This window comes from Dolomitihabitans soli, assembly GCF_022213955.1.
In the GTDB taxonomy this organism is placed as follows: domain Bacteria; phylum Actinomycetota; class Actinomycetes; order Streptosporangiales; family Streptosporangiaceae; genus Streptosporangium_A; species Streptosporangium_A soli.
The window spans coordinates 63,747-86,665 of the sequence record NZ_JAKNTW010000013.1 but is presented as its reverse complement, the minus strand read 5'-3'; the positions used below and the strand labels follow the sequence as shown (position 1 = coordinate 86,665).

General features: G+C 70.8%; 20 protein-coding genes. 13 read left to right on the top strand and 7 right to left on the bottom strand.

Translation table 11 applies throughout. The features are described 5' to 3' along the window. Positions 1–299 precede the first annotated feature (299 nt). Entirely contained in the window at positions 300–977 is a 678-nt protein-coding gene (locus MBA17_RS25650) for a ferritin-like fold-containing protein (RefSeq protein ID WP_238499130.1), read from the top strand. A 617-nt stretch (positions 978–1,594) separates the two neighbouring features. On the opposite strand, the gene MBA17_RS25645 is transcribed toward MBA17_RS25650, so the two are convergent. The 5 genes from MBA17_RS25645 to ligD (MBA17_RS25625) form a co-directional block, all read right to left on the bottom strand. Continuing rightward, a complete protein-coding gene (locus MBA17_RS25645; RefSeq protein WP_238499129.1) occupies positions 1,595–1,825 on the bottom strand; it encodes a DUF3107 domain-containing protein in 231 nt (76 codons plus the stop codon). 88 nt (positions 1,826–1,913) lie between these two features. Further along, positions 1,914–2,534: a TetR/AcrR family transcriptional regulator gene (locus MBA17_RS25640; protein ID WP_238499128.1), complete on the bottom strand. Its 621-nt coding sequence runs from the start codon at positions 2,532–2,534 to the stop codon at positions 1,914–1,916. 60 nt (positions 2,535–2,594) lie between these two features. Continuing rightward, entirely contained in the window at positions 2,595–2,822 is a 228-nt protein-coding gene (locus tag MBA17_RS25635) for a hypothetical protein (RefSeq protein WP_238499127.1), read from the bottom strand. A gap of 62 nt (positions 2,823–2,884) precedes the next feature. After that, a complete protein-coding gene (gene ligD / locus MBA17_RS25630; RefSeq protein WP_238499126.1) occupies positions 2,885–3,769 on the bottom strand; it encodes a non-homologous end-joining DNA ligase in 885 nt (294 codons plus the stop codon). Next, a complete protein-coding gene (gene ligD, locus MBA17_RS25625; RefSeq protein ID WP_274385999.1) occupies positions 3,766–4,671 on the bottom strand; it encodes a non-homologous end-joining DNA ligase in 906 nt (301 codons plus the stop codon). Before ligD (MBA17_RS25625) ends, ligD (MBA17_RS25630) begins: the two co-directional genes overlap by 4 nt. 124 nt (positions 4,672–4,795) lie before the next feature. On the opposite strand from ligD (MBA17_RS25625), the gene ku reads away from it, so the two are divergent. From ku to MBA17_RS25575, 10 genes are all read left to right on the top strand, one after another. Further along, positions 4,796–5,656 carry a non-homologous end joining protein Ku gene (gene ku, locus MBA17_RS25620; RefSeq protein WP_238499124.1) on the top strand — a complete coding sequence of 287 codons (861 nt, stop codon included), beginning with the start codon at positions 4,796–4,798 and terminating at the stop codon, positions 5,654–5,656. Between the two features lie 716 nt (positions 5,657–6,372). Then, positions 6,373–7,308 (top strand): alpha/beta fold hydrolase, encoded by a 936-nt coding sequence (locus MBA17_RS25615; protein WP_238499123.1) that lies wholly within the window; start codon positions 6,373–6,375, stop codon positions 7,306–7,308. Positions 7,309–7,346: 38 nt separating this feature from the next. After that, positions 7,347–8,528, top strand: coding sequence for an adenylyltransferase/sulfurtransferase MoeZ (gene moeZ, locus MBA17_RS25610; protein ID WP_238499122.1), 1,182 nt, complete (start codon positions 7,347–7,349; stop codon positions 8,526–8,528). A gap of 102 nt (positions 8,529–8,630) precedes the next feature. Beyond that, positions 8,631–9,380 carry a hypothetical protein gene (locus MBA17_RS25605; RefSeq protein ID WP_238499121.1) on the top strand — a complete coding sequence of 250 codons (750 nt, stop codon included), beginning with the start codon at positions 8,631–8,633 and terminating at the stop codon, positions 9,378–9,380. Then, a complete protein-coding gene (locus tag MBA17_RS25600) occupies positions 9,374–10,609 on the top strand; it encodes a S8 family serine peptidase (RefSeq protein WP_238499120.1) in 1,236 nt (411 codons plus the stop codon). The genes MBA17_RS25605 and MBA17_RS25600 overlap by 7 nt, the downstream gene beginning before the upstream one ends. 56 nt (positions 10,610–10,665) lie before the next feature. Beyond that, a complete protein-coding gene (locus MBA17_RS25595) occupies positions 10,666–11,853 on the top strand; it encodes a YML083C domain-containing protein (RefSeq protein ID WP_238499119.1) in 1,188 nt (395 codons plus the stop codon). Next, the gene (locus MBA17_RS25590; RefSeq protein ID WP_238499118.1) at positions 11,847–13,055 is read left to right on the top strand and encodes a S8 family peptidase; all 1,209 of its coding nucleotides are present in this window, start codon (positions 11,847–11,849) and stop codon (positions 13,053–13,055) included. The genes MBA17_RS25595 and MBA17_RS25590 overlap by 7 nt, the downstream gene beginning before the upstream one ends. A gap of 122 nt (positions 13,056–13,177) precedes the next feature. Continuing rightward, positions 13,178–13,546: a hypothetical protein gene (locus MBA17_RS25585; RefSeq protein WP_238499117.1), complete on the top strand. Its 369-nt coding sequence runs from the start codon at positions 13,178–13,180 to the stop codon at positions 13,544–13,546. Then, on the top strand, positions 13,543–13,851 hold the full coding sequence (locus MBA17_RS25580) for an MGMT family protein (protein ID WP_455432846.1): 309 nt from the start codon (positions 13,543–13,545) through the stop codon (positions 13,849–13,851). The genes MBA17_RS25585 and MBA17_RS25580 overlap by 4 nt, the downstream gene beginning before the upstream one ends. A 75-nt stretch (positions 13,852–13,926) precedes the next feature. Next, complete coding sequence (locus tag MBA17_RS25575; RefSeq protein ID WP_238499115.1) at positions 13,927–16,866, top strand: CDP-glycerol glycerophosphotransferase family protein; 2,940 nt, start codon at positions 13,927–13,929, stop codon at positions 16,864–16,866. Between the two features lie 216 nt (positions 16,867–17,082). Here the strand turns inward: MBA17_RS25575 and MBA17_RS25570 are convergent, their stop codons facing one another. Beyond that, entirely contained in the window at positions 17,083–20,736 is a 3,654-nt protein-coding gene (locus MBA17_RS25570; protein WP_238499114.1) for an nSTAND1 domain-containing NTPase, read from the bottom strand. Positions 20,737–20,983: 247 nt separating this feature from the next. On the opposite strand from MBA17_RS25570, the gene MBA17_RS25565 reads away from it, so the two are divergent. Together MBA17_RS25565 and MBA17_RS25560 are read left to right on the top strand one after the other, a co-directional pair. Beyond that, positions 20,984–21,322 carry a DUF6355 family natural product biosynthesis protein gene (locus MBA17_RS25565; RefSeq protein ID WP_238499113.1) on the top strand — a complete coding sequence of 113 codons (339 nt, stop codon included), beginning with the start codon at positions 20,984–20,986 and terminating at the stop codon, positions 21,320–21,322. An 84-nt stretch (positions 21,323–21,406) separates the two neighbouring features. Further along, complete coding sequence (locus MBA17_RS25560) at positions 21,407–21,751, top strand: hypothetical protein (protein ID WP_238499112.1); 345 nt, start codon at positions 21,407–21,409, stop codon at positions 21,749–21,751. A gap of 319 nt (positions 21,752–22,070) precedes the next feature. Here the strand turns inward: MBA17_RS25560 and MBA17_RS25555 are convergent, their stop codons facing one another. Further along, positions 22,071–22,883 (bottom strand): maleylpyruvate isomerase family mycothiol-dependent enzyme, encoded by an 813-nt coding sequence (locus tag MBA17_RS25555; RefSeq protein ID WP_238499393.1) that lies wholly within the window; start codon positions 22,881–22,883, stop codon positions 22,071–22,073. Positions 22,884–22,919: the final 36 nt, after the last annotated feature.

The following is a 22,919-nucleotide window of genomic DNA, read 5'->3' as shown; positions in this document are numbered from 1 at the left end:
TCTCGGAAAGTCGTCAGCGTGGGCCTGCCTAAGTCTCCATCGAAGGCAGGCCACGCGTGGACCACGGGCCGTAAGATTTCCCCCGTGCCGGGGTCCTCGCGGAAGGGCCAACCCTCATCGATTCATCAGCGACCGCAGAGCCAAGAACATGGGGGCATCCGGGAGCTTCCTCCTGGATATACACAGCGCGGTCGCACTTTCACACAGCAGTGTACTCGATAGCACAACAGAGAACCGATTTCGTTTGTTCCCGATGTTTCAGTCCCGGGAAGTCCGCCGTCACCTCGTACTCTGCATCCATGAGTGATTCTCCTCCCGCCGCGGGAGTGGCCGACCTGCTGGGCGTGCTCGCCTACGCCGAGCTGACCGCGTTCCTGCGCCTCGCCGAGGACGCCGCGCGCCTCGCCCCGTCGCTGACCGACCTGGCCGCGCTCAGCGATCTGGCGGCGACCGAGTACGGCCACTTCCGCCTGTTGCGCGACCGGCTCACCGAGCTCGGGTCCGATCCGGAGGAGGCCATGGCGCCCTTCGTGGCGGCGCTGGACGACTGGCACGTGCAGACGAGACCGAGCGACTGGCTGGAGGCCCTGGTCAAAGCATACGTGGGCACGGGGATCGCGCTCGACTTCTACCGCGAGGCGGCCCGGCACGTGGACTCCGCGACCACCGACCTCGTCGAGGAGGTGCTCGCGGACCAGGGCCGCTCGGAGTTCGCGATCGATCGGGTACGCGCCGCGCTGGCCGCCGACCCGAGAGCCGCGGGCAGGCTCGCGCTGTGGGCCAGGCGGATGGTGGGCGAGGCGCTGAGCCAGGGGCAGCGGGTCGCCGCGGCCCGCCCCGAACTCGCCATCCTGCTGGTCGGGGACGGCGCTGCCGGTCCTGGCGAGGATCTCGCCGAGGTGGGGCGGATGTTCGCCAGACTGACCGAGGCGCACGGCAAGCGGATGGCCGCCGTGGGGCTCACCCCCGGAGCCTGACGGGCGGCCTCGTTGCGCCTCGTCGCCTCGTCGCCGGTGAGCAGCACGCTGGTGTCACCTCGTCGCGACGCGGCGCCGGTCCCGGGTGACGGCGCCGCGTGGCAGGCGGGCCCGGCTCCGGCGCGGTGCCGGCCCGCCTTGTGAGAAGGACGGGCGACTTGTGGGAGATCGTTTCCCCGGGAGCTTGGGAGGTCGTGGGAGGCCGTTCCGCCGGATCCTGCGGCCTTGTGGAGGCCGTTCCGCCGGGAACCCGGGGAGAGGTCCGGCGAATCGTGCGGCGCGAAGGCGCCGGGCGGCTGTAACGTGCCGGATATGAGGGCCTCGCGCCGCTACGGCAGTTCCTTGACCAGATGTGGGCCGAATCGGTGGACCTCGCGCGCCGTGTTGCGAAGGGAGAGCGCGGGCTGTCCGACCGTCGGGCTGAGACGGCACGAGAGGAGCCGGCCGCATCGTCCGCACGGTTGCCGGCTCGGACGGCGTCGGGAGTGTCCCGGCGGCTGAGCCAGGCCGTTCTCAACAGCCAGGGAAGCCGTCGCCAGAGCACCGCGCGGTGGCCAACCGCCGCGGCGCCCTGGGGACCGCAGGTCCCTTGAGGTCGTTGAAGCGCGGAGGGCCGGTTAGAGCGTGCCGCCGAAGCCGACGGGGCGGGTCTCGTCCTCGCCGATCTCGACGAAGCCGAGGGCGGCGACCGGGACGATGATCCGGCGGCCCTTGGTGTCGGCGATGGTGAACACGCCGCGCTCGGCGGCCAGGGCGTTGCGGAGCTCAGTCTCGATCTCCTCGGCCGACAGGTCGGTCTCGACCACGAGCTCTCGGTGCACGGAGCGCACGCCGATCTTGATTTCCATCTGGCTCCCTTTCGACGGGTGTTGTCCCCATCGTCGCCTGCGGGAGCGCCCGTGGGTGAATTGATCGCGTCAAGCGAACACGAGGGGGTCAGCCCGTGCGGGGAAAGCCGCTGATGCCGCGCCACGCGAGGCGGGCCATCAACTGGGTGGCCGCCTCCTTGGGAATCGATCCCTGGCTGGTCAGCCAGTAGCGCGCGCTGACCTCGGCCATGCCGACCAGTCCGACGCCCAGCAGGTGGGCCTCGTCGCTCGAACAGCCGGTGTCCTCCTGGATCACCTCACTGATCATGTCGGCGCTCTCCTGGAGGGACCGCTCCACGCGCTGACGGACGGGCGCGACATTGCGCAGGTCGGACTCGAAGACCAGCCGGAACGCCTCACCCTGGCTGGAGACGAAGTCGAAGAAGGCGCCGATGGCCGCCTGGACCCGCTGCTTGTTGTCGGTGGTGGAGGCCAGCGCCTCGCGGCAGCGGTTGACCATGTCCTCGACGTGCAGGTCGAGGAGGGCCAGGTAGAGCTCCAGCTTGCCGGGGAAGTGCTGGTAGAGCACCGGCTTGCTGACGCCGGCGCGCTCGGCGATCTCGTCCATCGCGGCCGCGTGGTAGCCGTTCTCCACGAACACTTCCTGCGCCGCGCTCAGCAGTTGGCGGCGGCGGGCCAGCCGGGGCAGCCGGGTGCCCCGGGGTTTGGCTTCCGGGGTAGCGGTCACGGCGATCTCCTACCGGGGATGGTCGAACGTTTCGCGTCATCCTACGCGCGGGTAACCAGGTCAACGATAGTCGTCGTCATCGAGGTCCACGGTCCTGTTCTGCTCGGCGTCGTCGGCGGGATCGACGTCGAACGGCAGGTCGTCCTCGCGTCGCTGATCCGTCTCGCGATCCGCGCGCCGCTGTTCCGCCGCGTCGGCCTCGGGCGTCTCGACGCCGACCTCCCGCGGGGGCCGCTCGTCGAGGGCGTCCTCGGCCAGGCCGTCTCCACGCACGTCCATCTCAGACATGCCACTCCCTCCCTAGACGAAACCGGGGATACACCCCACCCTACGACCCGTGCGCGCGGGTGCTAGGGGGCCAGCGGTCCGAACAGGTCTCCGTGTTCCTCCACCCGGGCCAGAACGTCCTCCGCGGTGAAGACGAGCTCCTCCTGGCTGGTGCAGCCTTCGACCTCATCCCAGGTCAACGGGGTGGACACGGTGGGGAAGGAACGGGCGCGGAGCGAGTAGGGGGCGATGGTCGTCTTGAAGGGGTTGTTCTGGCTCCAGTCGATGAAGACCTTGCCCGTGCGGATCTTCCTGGTCATCACGCTGACGATCTCGCCCGGGTGCTCCGACTCCAGCCGCTGCGCGATCTTCCTGGCGTACGCCGAGGGGTCGGGGCCGCGGTCCCAGTGGGCGTAGAGCTGCATTCCCTTGTTGCCGCTGGTCTTGGGGCAGGCGGTCAGGCCGTCGTCGGCGAGGATGTCGCGGAGCAGGCGGGCCACCCGGCAGCACTCCACGATGGTCGCGGGGGAGCCGGGGTCGAGGTCGAAGACCAGCGTGTCGGGATCGACCGCGCCGCCCGCGTCGTCCACCCGCCACATCGGCACGTGCAGCTCCAGGGCGGCCAGGTTCGCGTAGTAGACCAGCGTGGGCAGGTCCTCGATCACGGCGAAGTCGATGGTGTCGCGGTCCTTGGTGCTGCCCGGGGTGGGCACGTTCACCTTGCGGACCCACGCGGGGGTGTGGGCGGGGGCGTTCTTCTCGAAGAAGAACTTCGACTCCACGCCGTTCGGGTATCTCTTCACGGTCAGCGGCCGTCCCCGCAGATGGGGGAGGAGGACCGGGGCGATCCGCGAGTAGTAGTCGATGATCTCGGCCTTGGTGAAGCCCGCCTGGGGATAGAGCACCTTGTCCAGGTTGGTCAGCGTCAGGTCCTTGCCGGCGACCTGCACGAGTACCTTCGCCGTCACAGTTCTACCTCCGAGGGGATCACGTCTGGGCGCAGTCCACGCCACGCCGGGTTGCGCAGCCGTTTTTCCAGGGTCCACATCGTGAAGGCGACTTCCCCCACCAGCTCCGGCCGAACCCAGTGGGCGTTTCTGGTGATGTCGTTGGGCAACTCGCCGGCGAACGCGCTCCCGGCGATCTCCAGTGGCCTGAGCATGCCGTACAGCTGGTCGAGGACGACGTCGGTGAAGCCCGTGCCGACGTGGCCGAGGTAGCTCAGGCCGTTCGCGCCGAAGGCGCCCACGAGCAGCGAGCCGATGCCGCCGGACCGGCGTCCCTTGCCGGGCCGCCAGCCGCCGACCACCACGTCGCGCGTCTCCTGGTTCTTCACCTTGATCCACCAGTCGGTACGTCTCCCGGGGCGGTAGGGCGCGTCCAGCTTCTTGGCGATGACGCCTTCGAGTCCCTGCGCGCGGGTGGCGGACAGCAGTTCGCCCTTGTCGCAGGGAAAGCGCGGCGGCACACCCAGGTCGAGGCTCTCCAGCAGGGTCCGCCGGTCGGTGTACGGCAGGTCGAAGAGGTTGTGGCCGTTGAGATGGAGGAGATCGAACGGGAGGTAGACCACCGGGACCAGGGCGGCGAGCGGGCCGGGGTCGACGACGTGCATCCGCCGCTGGAGCCGTTCGAAACTGGGACGGCCGGCGGGGTCGAAGGCGACGAGTTCGCCGTCGAGGACGGCCTGGTGGTCGTAGAGCGCGGCCACGACCGATGAGACCTCGGGGTAGCGGGGGGTGAAGTCGACCCCGCCTCGTCCGGTCAGCCGTACCTCCGAACTTTTATGCAGAATTGCTCTAATTCCATCCCATTTCACCTCAAGCGCGTAGCGGGAACCATCATTGGGAAGCATGCCGGGCACGGCAAGCATCGGTTCCACGGGATATGGCATCGGATCCCCCATGGCGGGTACATCCCCCAATGGTCAGGGTTCGATCCGGATGTCGCGTGATTCGAACATTCGTGCGAAGGTTCTTCGCTGTTGGGAGAGACGAATGCGCAGCATCTGGAAAGGCGCGATTTCCTTCGGGCTGGTCACGATTCCGGTCAAACTGTACTCCGCGACCGAGCAGAGGGACGTGACCTTCCACCAGGTGCACCGCGAGGACGGCGGCCGCATCAAGTACAAGCGGGTCTGCACGGTCGACGGCGAAGAGGTCGCCTACGCCGACATCGCCAAAGGATACGAGCTGGCGACCGGGGAGATCGTGGTTCTCACCGACGAGGACTTCGAGGACCTCCCGCTCTCCACCTCCCGCCGAATCGACGTCCTGCAGTTCAGCCCGGCAGAGGAGATCGACCCGATCTACTTCGCCAAGTCCTACTACCTTGAGCCCGACGCCCAGGGCGCCAAGCCGTACGTGCTGCTGCGGAACGCGCTCGAACGGTCCGGTCAGGTCGCGGTCGTGAAGGTGGCGCTGCGGCAGCGGGAGTCGCTGGCCACCCTGCGGGTGCGTGACGGGGTCTTCGTGCTGGAGACGATGCTCTGGCCCGACGAGGTCCGCACTCCGGACTTCGGCTTCCTCGACGAGGACATCGACGTCCGCGCGCAGGAGCTCAAGATGGCCGAGTCGCTCATCGAGACCATGGCGTCGGAGTTCGACCCGACCCAGTACCACGACGCCTACCGGGAGGCGTTGCAGCAGGTCATCGAGGCAAAGGTGGCGGGCAAGGAGGTCGTCCAGCCGGAGGGCGGACCGGCCGAGGCGGGCCCGGCCGTCGACCTGATGGCCGCGCTCCGCGCCAGCGTCGACGCCGCCAAGAAGGGCCGCGAGAGCGCGGGCGCGAAGGCCGAGGAGAAAGAGGCCAAGGAGGAGAAGCCCGCCGCCAAGCGCAAGACCCGCAAGTCCGCCTGACGGTGCGGACGCCCGCCTGAGTGGAATGTGGACCGGGTGAATGCGGACCGGGTGGAATGAAGCGAGGGCCCGGTGGCTGTTCCGGGCCCTCGCTGGCGAATTAATCTGATCCTGATATATCAGGACAGATTAATTCGCGTCTTGGTCAGTCGTGGATTCGGTCGCTTTCCACGACTTGGGTCGTTATTCCGAATGGAACCGGCCGTGGCCGGTGACGTGGTCGATCCTGACAGTGGTCCGGTTCGCCCAGTGTCCCCGTGGCGGCCCCCGCCGCACCGGTGTCCGGCGTCCGGAGAGACTCCGGCCTGGGCGGCGTCGGCGGCGACCCCCAGCGCCGACCATGCCGCCGATGAGTGCCGTGCTGAGAGCAACGGCGATCTTCTTGGCGTCGGCCGTTTCGTATCCCCGTTGGACGACATCAGTAGTCTATTTCCGGCATTTGCTTGGTTCGTGATCAAGTGCCGTTGATAGTGCCATCTGCTGTCATCCTGAATCCTCGTTATTCCCGGCACGATGGTCGACAAAACGGCGATCTGACACCTTTGCCCAGCGATTATCACTTTATTGCCACAATTAAACAAATATTGCTTGTTTTGATATGATCTGTCTCTAATGTCCGAATCGTTGGTTAATGGAATGGGCCTTACAGAAGTGGGGCGTGGTCGGGCGGCGAGCTATCGTCGAACCGAGGAGTTGAACCGGAGAAGGGACGTGTGGTGGAAGAGCCGATCCCGCACTGGCCTGGAGAGCTGATCGACCTCGACGGGCGCGCGGTGCACGTGCGAAGCGCCCCCCCGGGCCCCTCCGAGACCGCCGTGTTCGTGCACGGCCTCGCCGGCTCGGCCACCAACTGGACCGACCTCATGGACCGGCTCAGGGACGTGGTCACGGGCTACGCGATCGACCTCCCCGGCTCCGGCTACTCACCGGCGCCGCCCGACGGCGACTACTCGGTGGCCGCCCACGCGAGGGCGGTGATCGCGCTGATCGAGCACGTCGGCGGCGGGCCGGTCCACCTGTTCGGCAACTCGCTCGGCGGAGCCGTCTCCGTGCGCGTCGCGGCCACCCGGCCCGACCTGGTGCGCTCACTGACGCTGGTCTCACCGGCCCTGCCCGACCTGCTGCCGAGGTACGGCCCGGCCCGGGTGGCCATCTCCGCCCTGCCCCGGCTCGGGGAATGGGCCTTCGAACGGCTGCTGCGCGCGGTGCCCGCCGAACGCCGCCTCAGCGCGAGCCTCGGCATGTGCTACGCCGATGTGGAACGGGTGCACCCCGCGCGCTTCCAGGACGCTCTCGACGAACTGCGCAGGCGGGACGACCTGCCGTACGCGGGGACGGCGATCATCTGTTCGGCGCGCGGCATCGTCACGGAGTACTTCCGCAGGGGTGAGGAGAACCTGTGGCGGCTGGCCGCCAGGGTGACCGCGCCCACCCTGGTGATCCACGGGCGGCACGACCGGCTGGTCCGGCCCCAGATGGCCGGCCGGGCGGCCAGGACGTTCCGGGAGGTGAGACTGGTTCTGCTGCCCCAGGCCGGGCATGTCGCACAGATGGAGTATCCGGGACCGGTCGCCCGCGAGGCGCAGCTGCTGATCACCGAGACGGCCGGGACGGAACCCGCCGGGGAATTCCCCGCCGCGCGGCTGAGTTGAGAAGCAGGGAAGAACCCTTGAAACGGGAGCGTAGAACTGTGTCGTTGCCACCGCTGGTTGAGCCGGCAGCCGAGCTGACCGTAGACGAGGTGCGCCGTTACTCGCGCCACCTGATCATCCCGGATGTGGGGATGGCAGGGCAGAAGCGGCTGAAGAACGCCAAGGTGCTGTGTGTGGGCGCGGGCGGGCTGGGCTCTCCCGCGCTGCTCTACCTGGCCGCCGCGGGCGTGGGCACCCTGGGCGTCGTCGACTTCGACGTCGTCGACGAGTCGAACCTGCAACGCCAGGTGATCCACGGGCAGTCCGACGTGGGCCGGCTGAAGGCCGAGAGCGCCGCCGCGTCGGTGCGCGAGATCAACCCGCTGATCGACGTGGTCGTCCACAACACGGCGCTGACCACCGAGAACGTCATGGAGATCTTCTCCGGGTACGACCTGATCGTGGACGGCACCGACAACTTCGCCACCCGCTACATGGTGAACGACGCGGCCGTCCTGCTCGGCAAGCCGTACGTCTGGGGATCGATCTACCGGTTCGACGGGCAGGCGAGCGTGTTCTGGGCCGAGCACGGCCCCTGCTACCGCTGCCTCTACCCCGAGCCGCCGCCGCCCGGCATGGTGCCCTCGTGCGCCGAGGGCGGCGTGCTGGGCGTGCTGTGCGCCTCGATCGGCTCGATCCAGGTCAACGAGGCCATCAAGGTGCTCGCCGGTATCGGCGACCCGCTCGTCGGCCGTCTGATGATCTACGACGCCCTGGAGATGCAGTACCGGACGGTCAAGGTCCGCAAGGACCCCGAGTGCGTCCTGTGCGGTAAGAACCCCACGGTCACCCAGCTTCTCGACGACTACGAGGCGTTCTGCGGCACGGTCTCGGAAGAGGCTCAGGAAGCCGCCAGCGGCGCCACGATCACGGCGCGGGAGCTGAAGGAGATGCAGGATCGCGGCGACGACATCTTCCTGATCGACGTCCGCGAGCCGAACGAGTACGAGATCGTCTCCATCCCCGGTGCCAAGCTGATCCCCAAGGGCGAGTTCCTCAACGGGTCCGCGCTGGAAGGGCTGCCCCAGGACAAGAAGATCATCCTGCACTGCAAGTCCGGCGCCCGCAGCGCCGAGGCGCTGGCGGTCGTCAAGAGCGCGGGCTTCTCCGACGCGGTCCACGTCGGCGGCGGTGTGCTCAGCTGGATCAAGACGATCGACCCGAGCCTGCCCACCTACTGACGGTGTCCCCAGGGTGATCGTTGTGTTCTTCCAGGCGCGACGCTCACCCTTTCGGGACGGAACGGCCGATGGCCCGCCGCCGTCCGCATTAAGGTCGGCGGGGTGAGCGACAGCAATCCCGGCGAAGGCGCCGGCCGGCGTGTGCACGCCTGGCCGGTGCTGATCGTCGCATCCGCGCTCACCTTGGTCTGCGCGCTCGTCGCCGGAGTGTCGGCGAGCGCGGCGGGCGCCGAGCTGACCCGTGGTCCGAGCGCCGACGAGATCGACCGGGCCACCGGGCAGGAGATGGCCCGCCGCTGGCAGACATGGCCCGCGGGCCGCATCTTCCCCGAGACGCTGGCCTACGCCGCCGAGCAGGGCGGTGAGGAGAAGGCCAGACGGGTGGGCATCTCCGCCGATCCGCGGTGCGGGGTCGCGGTGGACGCCAAACTCAGAGACGACCTTCGCGCCGCACAGTGCCGGGCGATCCTGCGGGCCACCTACCTCGACGCGCTCCAGGGCGTGGTCGTCACCGTCGGCGTCGCCGCCTTCCCCGACGAGCGGCGCGCGCTGGCGGCCAAGGCGGCCTTCCCCAAGGGCGAGCGCCCCTCTCCCGGCCTTCGCGCGCTGGCCTTCCCCGGCACGGTGACCGACCGCTTCACCGCCGAGGGCAGGCAGATCGGTTCGGTACGGCAGGCCGGGCCGTACCTCGTGGTGACCACGGCGGGACAGGTGGACGGGCGGCCCGCGCGGGCGGTCGGTGTACAGCGGCCCGCGATGTTCGCCTTCGTCACCGACATGCAGGAGAAGATCCTCGCCGACATGACCACCCCGGCCGAGCCGGACTGCGCCGGGGCGGAGTGGCAGTGCTGAGGTCCGCGCTCCGGGCCCTGGCCGTCGTCCTGGCCGCGGTTCCGACCGTGGGAGCCCTCTCGTCGGCCGCGCCCGCCGTCGCCGACGAGGTGCGGGGCAACCAGGAGCCCGTGCTGCGCACGCTGCGGCTCGCCAAGGCGTGGACGATCAGCAAGGGGGAGGGCGTCACCGTGGCCGTCCTCGACTCCGGGGTGGATCCGCGGCACCGCGACCTGGTCGGGTCCGTCACCGTGGGCAAGGACTTCACCGAGGGGGCCAATCCGCCGGGAGTGCTGCCACGGCGACTGCACGGCACCTACATGGCCTCGCTCATCGCCGGGCACGGGCATGGGATCGACGGCGGCGACGGGATCATCGGGGTGGCGCCCAAGGCGCGGATCATCTCCGTCCGGGTGATCCTTGAGGACGAGGAGCCGGGGTTCCGCGAGTTCAACTCCGCCGAGCGGTACGACAACGTGGTGGCGCGCGGCATCCGTTACGCGGTCGACCACGGGGCCGACGTCATCAACATGTCCATCTCCAAGGAACTGGCCACCCGGGAGGAGCGGGCCGCGGTCCGTTACGCGATCTCCAAGGGTGTGGTGCTGGTCGCCGCCGCCGGGAACGAGGGGGCGGCGGAACCGGGCCCCGACGGGTTCGCGCCGTACTCCTACCCGGCGGCCTTCCCCGGGGTGGTCTCCGTGGGCGCGGCCGACAGGGGGTTGCGGCGGGCGACGTTCTCCAACTTCAACCCCTCGGTGCTGGTAGCGGCGCCCGGCGTGGACATCCTGGGGGCGGGTCCGGGAGACGAGTACTGGGTGGGGCGGGGCACATCGCAGGCGAGCGCGCTGGTGTCCGGGGTTGCCGCACTGATAAAAGCGAAATATCCGAAAATGTCACCGCCGTTGGTCGTGCAGGCGCTGACCGCGGGCGCCAGCCGGAAGCCCACCGGCGGCTACGACACCGGGATGGGGTTCGGCATCGTCAACGCCGCGGGCGCGCTCGCCGAGGCCGCCCGGGTCTCTCGGCACACCCTCAGCGTCAAGGGCAAGGGGGCGCTCGACCCGGCCCAGACCTTCGCGGGACGGCCGATGCCGCCGCTCCAGGTGGTCGACCGCGATCAACGGACCATCACGATCTACGGCGGGATCGCCGTGGTGGCCGGTCTCGGCGCGCTGACCTGCGTGGGCGTGATCGCCGTCATGGTCGGCCGGACCCGCCGCGTGGGCACGGATCTTGACCGAACCTGACGGAAACGGGGATCCACCGGGTCAACGGCCAACCCGCGCGACGTAGCATCGAGGGTATGTCGCAGCCTGGGCGCTTCGAGGAGCCCGACGGGCGCCCGGAGATGCTTCCGGCGCCACAGGCGGGCCCGGCGGGCGAGGGCTCGCCGCCGGCCCCTGCCGAGGGCTCGCCGCCGTCCAGGCGCGTGGGCGAACCGTCCCGGCGGGTCGCCGAGCCGCCGTTCCGGCGCGGTGCCGGGTCGTCCCGGCGAGGCGGCGGTGCCGGGGGCGGCTCAGCGGGCGAGGCGTGGCCGGGCGGCAGACGTACGAAAGACCGGGGTCCGTCCCGTCCCGGCCGGGTGCCCACGACCGAGGGCCTGCCCAGAGCGGGCACGACCCGGGGCCTGCCGGACGCCGGCGGACCAGGGACGCGAGGTCTGCCCGGCGCGGGCCGATCAGGGGCGCGGGTGCGGTCGTGGCCGACCGGCGGACGGGTGCGCCCGGCCGAACTGCGCGCCGCCGCCGACCGGGCCGAACTGGCGCGCGGCATTCGCTACCGGTCGTTTTTCCTTCTGCTGGTGGGCACCGTACTGGCGGTCGCCGCGACGAACGTGCTCATCGGCACGGTGGGGCTGCTCCGCGAGACCCGGTCGCGCCCGCTCACCGTCGCCGAGCGCGTCGACTACGCCCAGCAGGACATCGCGCGACGCTGGCACGCCTGGCCGGCCGCCGTCGTCTTCCCCGAGGAACTGGAGTACACCGGGCTCGGCCGGATCCAGCAGTACGCCCGGCGCGTCGGGATCGCCCCGGAGGCGGGCTGCGGCGCGGGTGTCGACTCGCCGGTCGCCGGCGTCTTGGCGGAACACCGCTGCCGCACCCTGCTGCGGGCCACCTACGTCGACCAGACGTCCACCTTCGTGATCACGGTGGGCGTCGCCGTGTTCCCTGACGAGGAGGAGCGGTTGAGGGCCACCGCCAAGCTGCCCGTGGACGATCGGGTCGGTGTGCGTCCCGTCGCCTTCCCCGGCACGGCGACCGAGTTGTTCGGCGCGGCGCAGCGCCAGCGGAACGGCTGGGTCGGCGCCGGGCCGTACGTCGTCTTCTCCACCGCCGGCTACGCCGACGGCCGTACCCGGGAGGCCGTGGCGTCGCAGGAGATCCTGCACAGCGAGTTGTGGCCGACCGCCCAGTCGGTGGCGGGCCGGATCGCGCGGTCGCTCGGCGAGCCGCCGACCGTGCCGCGCTGCACCCAGGGGAACGTGTGCTGAGGCCCCGGGCACGGTGGGGCGCGCTCGTCGTCCTGGTCATGGCGATGCTGGCGGCCGTCGTCGCGCCCGCCGCCGCCGAGCCCCTCCCGGACGGACGGTGGGTGCTCCAGGCGCTCAACGTGGAGCAGGCGTGGCGGACGACCAAGGGGAACGGGGTCACCGTCGCCGTCATCGACAGCGGCATCGACGACGAGGTTCCCGAACTGCGCGGCCGGGTCGTCCAGGGCCCCGACATGCGCACCCCGGCGGTCGAGACGCAGGGCGAGCAGGGCGCGCCGGACGAGCCCGGCAAGCACGGTACGGCGATGGCCTCGCTGATCGCCGGGTCGGGCGCCGACGGCGGGATCCGGGGAGTGGCGCCGGAGGCGCGCGTGCTGTCGCTGCCGCTGCTCGCCGACGAACCGATCGAGGGCCAGCGCAGCGAGCGCGACGAGGATCGCGGGACGGGCAGGAACAATCCGCTGTCCCGCGCGGTCAGATACGCGGCCAACCACGGGGCCGACGTCATCAGCATGTCGCTCGGCGCCTACGGGGCCCATCCCGCCGAGCGCGAGGCCATCGCCTACGCGTTGCGCAGGGGAGTCGTCATGGTCGCGGCCGTGGGCAACGACGGGGAGGACGCGGTGACCCGGAAGTCGGGCACCTCCTTCTGGAGTTTCCCGGCCGGCTACTCGGGGGTGATCGGGGTCGCCGCCGTGGACGAGGAGGCGCTGCCCGCGCCGTTCAGCAGCGACAACCTCTCGGTGCTCGTCTCCGCGCCGGGGGTGAACGTGCCGGTGGCGTTGCCCGGCGGCCGGCGCGGCATCGCCGCGGGGAGCAGCCCCGCCGCCGCCCTGGTGTCCGGGGTGGCCGCCCTGATCAAGGCCGAGCATCCTGAGCTGTCGCCCGCGCAGGTGGCCAGGGCGTTGACCACCACGGCCCGTAGCAAATCAGCTGGATACGACGACAAGGTGGGATTCGGAATGGTCGACGCGGGGGAGGCCCTGGCGAAGGCGGCACGGCTCGCCTCCGACGACCGGACGGTCCCGGTGCCCGGCGACCGGCACTTCGGGCAGGGCCCGGTGCCGGCGCCGCCGACCCCGCCGGGGCCCGATCCGCTGCGCATGTGGGCCTATACGGGCGCGGTGCTGGTCGGACTGGTGGTCTTCGGGGGTTCGGTGATGATCCTCACCCGTCGCGCGGAACAGCGGCGAGGTCGTTGATCACGTGCTGGAGACGATTCGAACGCGTTTCGGATACCGAATGTACACAGTTCGGATGCGGTGACCATGTTGCCGACTTTCCGAGCACGGGGTTGGTCAAGTTTTCGCTATGGTCCCCCGTCATGGGGTACGAGTTGCGGGTGGAGCGTGAGTCGCCGCTCGCCTACGCCGAACTCACGACGGTGCTCGCGAAGGCGGGTTTCGAGTTGCGGGGTTCGCACGAGGCGGCCGAGGTCCTCGCGCGCCACGGGGAGACGGCGCACGTGGTGGCGAGCTGGCAGGGACGGCTGTCCGGTCAGCCCGGTTCCGACTGGCAGGTCGCCCAGCTCGCTCGGCTGTGCGAGCTGGCCGGCGCGCGCCTGGTCGGTGAGGACGGCGAGGTCTACGCGATCCGCGACGGCATCGTGGAGCAGGTCAACGGCGGATCGAGCTACGAGTTCGGCAAGGTGGCGGAGATCCTCTCCACCGGGCCGACACAATGGAGCCGATGACACCCGCTGAGCCGCCCCCGTTCGCCGAACGCGTCCTCGACGTGGTCGAGACGATTCCGCGTGGCAAGGTGATGTCGTACGGAGACATCGCCGAGTACCTCGGTGAGGGCGGGCCGCGCCAGGTCGGCAGGGTCATGTCCCTGTGGGGCGGTGGCGTGACGTGGTGGCGGGTCGTCCATGCCGACGGCACCGCGGCTCCCGGTCACGAGGAGCGCAGTCTCGTCGAGTGGCGACGGGAGCGCACCCCGTTGCGCGGTGCCCGCGTCGACATGCGCGCGGCCCGGTGGGACGGCGGTCCCGGCTAGCGGCTCTCAGGAGATCTTCAGGTGGCGGTGCGCGACCGGTGCCTGTGGGGCCCATTACCATTGCCAGGGACAGTGATGGCGACCCGTCCGGAAGGCGGTGCCCTCCCCATGGCCACCGGCGCGACCCCCGAGCGCCCGAGCGGCGACCTTCTCGATGACCGCCTGCGAGCGGTCCAGGACCTGTGCGATCGGGGGGAGCCGCTCGACCGGGTCATGGAGCTCGTCAGATCGGCGGGGCTGCCCCCGGCCGACCAGCGGCGGTTCGACGCCGCGGTGCTGGGCGGCCCGCTGGGCATGCGGTTCGACGCCGCGGTCAAACGAGGTCCGGCCCGTCGCAGGGAGATCCTCTCTCAGCTGATCCCCTACCTGGCCGGGGTCGACGCCGGGGTCAAGCGCGACCTCCCGGTGGCCAGGCGCATCGCCTACCACCTGGTCGAGTCCCGCGCGCTCACCGAGCTGGTCGAGACCGACATGCTCCAGAAGCTCGTGGTGGCGGCGGCCGAGCCGTCCAAGCGCATTCGCAAGGGCCTGCGCTGGCACGCCGACCTGCCCTTTCGCGACGAACTGCCCGAGGAGCTCTTCCGCCTGCGCAAGGCCGACCTGGTGCCGGTCACCCAGATCGACGACATCACCTGGACCGGCGGCCGGCTGCGGATCACCGGCCACGCCTACCTCGCGGGCCTGTCGGTCCGCGGTCGCCGGTTCAACAAGGCGACGGTGGTGCTGCGCGGTCCCCGCTGGCTGCCGCCGATCCGGCTGCGCACCCGGCGGATGCACCGCCCCGAGGCGACGTACGGCGCGCGCGAGGCCGGTTGCAACTACGACTGGTCGGGCTTCACCGCCGAACTGGGCCCGCTGGCGCTGACCTGGCGGGCGGGAGTACGTGCCCTGGTCCGTGGCGGCAAGCGCCTGCTGCGCCGCCGTCCCACCGTCAGGGACACCACGACCTGGCGTGCCGAGATCGTGATCTGGAGCCGTGGCGCGCGTGCGGTGGGGCTGCTCCGCGGTCCCGTCCTGGGCAGGACCGAGCGTCCCGGTGGGCTGGAGGTCCGTCCCCGGGTGTGGGTCCGCCCGGTGTGGACCTCCGACCGCGCCCTCCAGGTCGTGCTCCAGCCCACGCGGGCCGAGCTGACGCGGGTGCGCCACGAGGGCGATCGGGTCGAGCTCACGGTCTTCCTCCCCGGCAGAGGGGTCGCCAAGGGTCACGCCCGCCTCGGTGGGCACCGGATGGCCGCCGACTTCACCATCGTCGAGGGCGGCACCGAGGTCGTCATCGGTCTGGCCAGTTCCGCCCTGTTGCAGGAGAAGGACGGCCGCAGGCTCTGGGTCGAGCCCAAGGGCGACCCCGCGGCGACCGTGATGCTCGGCCGGCTGGCCGAGCTCCGCTCCCGCGAGGACGACAGGGAGGTCACCGTGCTCGCCGACAGGCGCGACCGTGTGGTGATCTCCGCCCACCGGATCCGGCCGGTGATCACTTCTGTGAGCTGGGCGGACGATGGCTCCCTCACGTTCGAGGGCAGCTATCCCGAGCCCGGCGACCATGCTCGCGTGCTCTCGCTCCGCCACCGCAGCGGGCTGATCTACCAGCTGCCCATGGAGCGGTCGGCCGACCGCTTCACCGTACGGCTGGCGCCGGGCGCGATGGCCCGGTTCGGTGAGCGCGTCCCGCTGGCGAGCGGCTTGTGGAGCGTGTCGATGCGGCATCCGGCGGGCGAGACCGTGCCCGTGCGGTTCGAGCACTCGCTGCTGGCCTCGCTCGACGAGGGCGTCCACGTCCTCGACGGCAGGGAGTACCAACTCCTCGCCACCAGATTCGACGTTCCGGTGCTGATGGTCGGCGAGGCGCTGCCCGACGACGAGAAGGGGCCGGGCGGCCTGCACGCGTTGCAGCGCACCTTCTATCCCGCCGAGCGCGCCAAGCCGCTGCGCGACGCGACCGTCTACGTGGCCTACGAGGGCAGGCAGTACGAAGGCAACGTCCGCGCGATCTATGAGGAGCGGGCGCGCAGGGGCGACGGCGGTGAGCACATCTGGGTGGTCAAGGACGGCGCCTTCGTGCCGCCGAGCCCGGCAGAGCTGGGCTTCGACTCGGAGGTCCGGCCCACCGTGGTCCGCGCGGGCAGCCGTGAGCACTACGCGGCGCTCGCTCGTTCCCGCTACGTGGTGAGCAACTCCTTCCTGCCCCCGTGGTTCCGCGCCAGAGACGACCAGACGGTGGTGCAGGCGTGGCACGGCACCCCGCTCAAGCGGATCGGCAGCGACCAGGCCCACATGGTGCGCGATCCCCGGCCGCCGGCCTGGCACCGGCAGGCGGCCGAGGTCCGCGGCTGGGACCTGCTGCTCTCCCAGAGCCCCTGGTCCACCCCGGTGCTGCGCCGGGCCCTCGGATACCAGGGCGAGGTGCTCGAAGTCGGTTATCCGCGCAACGACGTCCTGTGCGACCCGGAGCGCGAGGTGCTGGCCGCGAAGGTCCGCCGCCGTCTCGGGCTCGCCGCCGGTTCCACGGTGGTCCTCTACGCGCCGACCTACCGCGACTACGACCGTAAGAACAGCACGGTGAAGCTCAACATCGCCCAGGCCAGGAAGGCCCTGGGCAAGGATCACGAGCTGCTGGTCAGGGCGCACGCGATGCAGGCCGCGCCGATCATTCCGGACGACGGCTTCGCCCACGACGTCACGACTTATCCGGATATGGCCGATCTCTTGCTGGTCGCCGACATCCTGGTCACCGACTACTCCGCCGTCATGTTCGACTTCGCCGCCACCGGCCGTCCCATGATCTTCTACGCCTACGACCTCGACCGCTACACCACCAAGCGCGGCCTCTACTTCGATCTCCACGAGGAAGCCCCCGGCCCTCTGCTCACCACCACGGCAGAGGTCGTCCGGGCCATCCGCGACATCGACACCCTCACCCCGGCCTACGCCGACCGCTACGACGCCTTCCGCCAGACCTACGCCCCCCGCGACGACGGCAAGGCCACCCTCCGCGTCGTCGACAAGGTCTTCGCCTGACCCGCACAGATCTCGTACGGCGGGCCCAGCCGGCGCCGCCCGCCGTACGCGGCCGGTGTCCGCCGACCGGCGCCCCGCCGGCGCGCGGGGCGCACCGCCGCACCGCTTCGCCACTGAACCATGCCCTTCGCTCACCGATCGTCCAGGTGACGACGGGCCCGGGCACCGAGATCGGGCGGCCCAGCGGCCATGGACGAGGCACCGCCGAGACGCCGCTCAACCCCCAGGGCACACCGATTCGGCGGGCATCCCGGGAAAGTGCCGGGTCCACTCGTCCTCGGTGATCGGCGGGCCGGCGATCCGGCAGATCCGGGCGGCCATCCGCTCCGGGTCGGTCTCCCACAGCTTGGCCACCCAGTCCTCGCCCGCCGTGGCTATCGTGTGACCGTCCGGGGCGTAGGCGACGGCGTCGACCGGCTTGCCGTGGCCGCTCAACGTCGCCAGCCTGTTCCGGCTCGCCACGTCCCACAGCACGGCGGTCTTGTCCGCGCTCGCGGTGGCCAGGGTGCGCCCGTCCGGGCTGAACGCCACCGCCTTCACCGCGTCCGTGTAGCCGTTGAACACCGCGACGCGGGTCGGCTCGCCGGGGTCGGAGACGTCCCACAGCACGACGGTGCGGTCGGAACCCGCGCTGGCCAGCAGGCGGCCGCCGGGGCTGAACGCCACCGTCTTCACCGCGTCGGTGTGGCCCTCGGCGACCCCGAGCGGCCGACCGCCGACGTCCCACAGCCGCACGGTGTGGTCGGCGCTCGCCGTGGCGACGACGCGGCCGGTCATCACCACGTCGTTGATCGGCCCGGTGTGCCCGCTCAGCGTGGCCAGCCTGGTGCGGGTCGCCACGTCCCACAGCGCGGCGGTCCTGTCGGAGCTCGCGGTGGCCAGGGTGCCGCCGCTGAATGCCACGGACTCCACCGCGTCACCGTGCTCGGCGAGGATGGCCGAGGTGCGGTCCCGGAGGTTCCACAGCCGCGCCGTACCGTCCGCGCTCGCACTGGCCAGCGTGGCGCCGTCGGCGCTGAAGGCGACGGCGTTGACCGGGCCGGTGTGCCCGCTCAGGACTTCTGAGGTGCGATCCTTCACCTTCCACAGCCGGATGACCCGGTCGTAGCCGGACGTCGCCAGCGAACGGCCGTCCGGGCTGAACGCCACCCCGTAGATGGAGCTGCGATGGCCGGTGAGCGTGTCGCCCGGCAGGTCCCACAGCCGCGTCGTGTGGTCCGAGCCGGCCGTGGCCAGAGTGCGCCCGGCGAACGCGGCGGAGGTGATCGCGCCCGTGTGCCCGGCGAGCGCGGCCAGTTCGCGGAGGTCGTGCGGGTCGCCGACGTCCCACACGCGCACCGACGCGTCGGCGCTGCCCGAGACGAGCGCATCGCCCATGAACGTCAGCGCGCGCACGGCGTCGGTGTGGCCCTCGGCCACCGACAACGGCCTGCCCGCCAGATCCCAGAGCCGCACAGTACGGTCCTCGCCCGCGGTGGCGAGCACCGGCCCGCCGAACACCACCGCGTTCACCGCGCCGGTGTGCCCCTTCAGGACCATCGGGGTCCGGCTCGTGCGGTCCCATAATCTGGCGGTGCGGTCGGCGCTCGCGGACGCCAGGGTGCGCCCGTCCGCGCTGAACGCCACCGACTTCACACCGCCGGTGTGTCCGGTGAGCGTGGTCGACCCACCGCCGCCGAGGTCCCAGAGCCGGACCGTGCGGTCCGCGCCCCCGCTGGCCAGCGTGCGGCCGTCCCGGCTGAAGGCGACCGCGTCGACCGCGCCCGTGTGCCCGGTGAGGTTCGGCAGCCGGGCGGGGTGGGCGGGGTCGGCCACGTCCCACCGCAGCACCGCCCCGTTCTCACCGACCGCCAGCGTGCGGCCGTCCGGGCTCAACGCCGCCGAGCGCGCGTTCGCGGTCACCGTCGCCAGCTCCCGCGTGTGGTGCGGGTCGGCGGCGTCCGTCAGCTTGATCGTGCCGTCCGCGCTCGCGGTGGCGACCAGCCGTCCGTCCCCGCTGAGCGCCGTGGCGACCACCTCGTCGCCGTGGCCGGTCAGGCGCGTGGCATGCGGCGTGCCGTACGCGCTGAGCAGACTGCTGCGGGTCACCTCGTTGGCGGACAGCCGGTACGCGGCCAGGCTGAGCTGCGCGGCGAGCGCGGAGTCGGTGACGCGCAACGCGTCCGCCCGGTCCGCGACGCGCTGCGCGGTGGCGGAGTTGCGCTCCCGGATCGCCTGGCGCTGGGCGGTCACCGCGAGGGCGCTCGCGGTGACCGCCAGGACCAGCAGCACGCTCAGCAGCACGACCAGTCGGCGCAGCCGCCGGGTGCCGCGCCTGGCGGCGGCCTCCTCCGCGGCTTCGGCGGCCTCACCCGCGGCCACGAACTCCCGTTCCAGCGCGCTCAGCCTGCCGGTCACCTCGCGTGCCATCGCCAGCCGTACGCCGCGGTAGAGGGCGCTGTCGTCCCGTTCCAGCTCCTGCCACGACTGCGCGGCCTCGGTGAGCCGGCGGTGGGTGCGCAGCGCGTCGCGGTCCTCGGTCAGCCACCCGTTCAGGCGCGGCCAGGAGCGGATCAGCGCCTCGTGGGTGAGTTCGACGGTGTCGCCATCCACGGTGAGCAGCCGCTCAGCGGCGAGGCGTTCGAGCACGACCTCGGTGTCGGGGTCGGTGGTGTCCAACTCGGCGTTGGAGATGCGGCGCTTGGTGTCCTCGGTGCCCTCGCCGAGCGCGGTGAGCCGTTGGAACAGGTCCCTGGCCAGCCGCTGCTGCGCCGGATCGAGGGTGGTGTGGACGCGTTCGGCGGTGTGGGCGAGCGCGCCGTCGATCCCGCCCGCCGCCTGGAAGCCGGTCAACGTGAGGGTGTTGCCACGTCTTCGCCGCCACGTCTCCAGCAGCGCGTGCGACAGCAGCGGCAGTACGCCGACCCGGCCGTTCGCGTGGGCCACGAGGTCGGCCAGCAGCGCCTGCTCGACCGCGCAGCCGGCGTGTGAGGCGGGTGCGCTGATGGCGCGTCGCAGCTCGTCGGTGGTCATCGGGCCGACGACGAGCCGGTCGGTCAGCTCGTCGCGCAGCGTCAGATGGCTGGTGCAGTGGGCGTGGAAGTCCGAGCGGACGCCCAGCACCACCTGGCACCGGGAGTTCGGCTCCCGCGCCGCGGTGACCAGGGCCTCGATGAACCGGGTGCGCGCGGCGTCGTCGCGGCACAGCGTGAAGACCTCCTCGAACTGGTCCACCACGACCAGCAGGTCGCCCGGCGAGTCCACGGTCACCTGGCGCGCGAACAGGTGCAGGGCGCGCGGGTCGGCGGCCAGCTCGGCGCGGACGCGCCCCGGTGGCGTGCCGGTCAGGCGGGCGAGCTGAACGCCGCACTCCTCCAGCGGGTGCGCGCCGGGTGTGAGAATCACCGACCGGTGCGGCCAGCGGGCGAGCAGGCCGGCGCGCAGCAGTGACGACTTGCCCGCACCCGACGCGCCGAAGACGGCGACGAGCCGGTCGGTCCTCAGCCGTTCGAGCAACTCGCCGACGAGCCGTTCCCGGCCGAAGAACAGATCGGCGTCCTCTCGCTGGAACGCCGGCAGGCCGACATACGGCGCCCGTGGCTCCGGCTCGGGGTCGTCGTCGGCGGCCAGCTCGGCCGCGACGGCGTGCCAGCGCTTCTCCCACCCCGCGGTGTCGCCGCCGCACACCTTCACGTACGCCAGGGTCACCGCGAGGCTCGGCAACTTCTGCCCGCTCGCAGCCCCGGACAGGGTCGCCAGCGCGTAGTGCGCGCGTTTCGCCATCTCCCGATATGTCGGGCCGCCCGCGCGCCGCCGCAGCTTGCGCAGGTCCGCGGCGAATCTGGTCAACGGGTCGTCGCTGGGAGGCAGCGGCAGTTCCCTACGTGACAACGTCCCCACCCCCGTAGGCCGGTCAAGTCATTTTGTATCGGGAATGCTTGTTCGTCATCTGTTTGTTCACCGCCGCACCCCGACAGCGAACAAGCGCGCATGCGATAGACAGACGCCGACCGCTCCACCGAGAGGGACCGGTGTGCGATTACCGGAGACTGCGAGCCGGGATGAAGCAGGTCCGGCGCCGCCGTCGGATCGACTGCCATTCGGCCGAGGTCGTCCTCTCCTTCCATCAGGAGGAATCATGCGAATCGGAACATCCGTCGCCGCGAGATCGGCGGTCGCAGCCCTTTCAGCCGCTGCCGTGGCATTGGCCGCACTACCCGCGTCGGCCACGGCAACCGCCGAGCCGGGGCCCGCCGCGCAGTTCAAATGCGGCTTCCATGTGGACGGCAGCCTCAACGCCCTTTACGGGCACTGCGACGCGCCACCTCGGACCGACATCATCATCAACGTCGAGCTCGGCTGGGGCGGGGACGACGGCAACTACGACATGTGCGTAAAACCCGGCGTGACCAAGCTCGGGAGATACCCCGCGGTCTGGTACGCGAAGTACACCGGCAGGCTGTGCTCGGCCGGGTGAACAACTCGTCTCTGACCAACGGCCATTGACGTGGCCGGAACTGGAGGGAAAATGTCCCTACATCGGACCTTTGCTGTTCTGGGAATGGCTGTCGGCTTGCTGGCGATGAATTCGGCAGCGATGGCAGACGGCAGCGGAGCACTCGCCAATCCGCGGAAAACCTGCAAGGCGCCGATAATCCTGGGATGCAGCCTGTCGATCCCGAACTTCCCCGGCGGGACGATCGCGATCGACTTCGACGCGAACGGCACCGGCAACGGCCGCTGGATTCTGTTCCAGCACGGGGCCTGGCGGAAATGTGAAGTAGCCTACGATCTCAAGGCGCCGGCCCAGTCATGGCTGTGCCATGGCCTTCCCGCCGACAACTACGTGCTCAACAACTACGGGCAGTCAAACACCTCCTGGCACAAACTGGGCGCACGCTACTAGGCCCTCCGCTCGGGTCGGCGCGACCCCGGAACGGGCAATCAGCCTTCGAGGAGGAACGCCAGGGCCCGCTCGGCTGCGACCGGGGCAGACGTCCTTTCCGGCCCCCGAAATGGTGCAGGCCGTCCAGGGATTCGAGGGTGGCGTTGGGAAGGGTGCCGCGGAGAGCATCGAACTCCGCTCTGCCCCCGCGCGGGGTGCGTCCCCGGCAAAGGATCAGCGTCGAAGCGGTGGCCCGGCGGGCGGAGTCGCCTTCGACCTGCACGGTCGGCCGGGGAGACGTGCGCGGTCGACCGGGGAGACGTCTCGGTGACGGCCTCGCTCACATGGGCGGGACCAGTTCGAAGTAGCGGGTCAACAGGGCCGGGTCGCCTTCGACGTGCAGACGGTCGGCCGGGATCCGTTGCCACAGGAAGAGGGCCAGGTCGGAGGCCGTCGCGGTGACCGTCACGTCGGCAGGCTCGGACGGGTCGAGAGTGCCGACCCCGTCGGCGCCGAACCGTAGCGTCCAGGCCCCGGGCCCGTCGGAGCGCTGGAACCTGTAGCGTTCGCCCCGGCCCGGAGGCGCGTCGACCCTCGCCCGGCGGGCCGGGGCCATGACTTCGAAGGTCTGCGAGACGGTGTCGGAGGCCAGGTCGGGCGGCACCGGGCGGGGGATGCCGATGGCGTTCTCGGCGTCCCAGCGGTGGACGGCGGCCTCGATCGCCTGCACGCGGTGCCAGAAGCCGACACTGTGGTCGTGCCACCAGGTCCACACCGGTTCCTGTGGCGGCACAGCGCGGAACTGCTGCTCCAGTAGCCGCGCCCCCTCGCTGAACCAGCCGATGAGGTCAGGCGGCAGAGGTAGTGCCGGAGGTGTCTGACCCGGTGGCGCCTGCCCCGGTGGCAGCCACCTCACGAGCATCTCCAGCAAGTCCGATGACGCCCCGGGTGCCACGGGCGGCCCGGTCATCCGCTCGACGATGACGGTGGTCACGGCCCGATGCACGGTCCCGAGATGCAGCACCAGATCCGTCATCACCCAACCGGGACAAGACGGCACCTGGGGGGCGATCTCGGCGGCCGCCGCGACACGAACCGCGTCCTCGAACCCGGCGACCTCGCGGCGAAAATGCCCGACGTAGTCCACCAGCACATCTTCCAATGCCCGAACCCGAAATACAGCAGACAC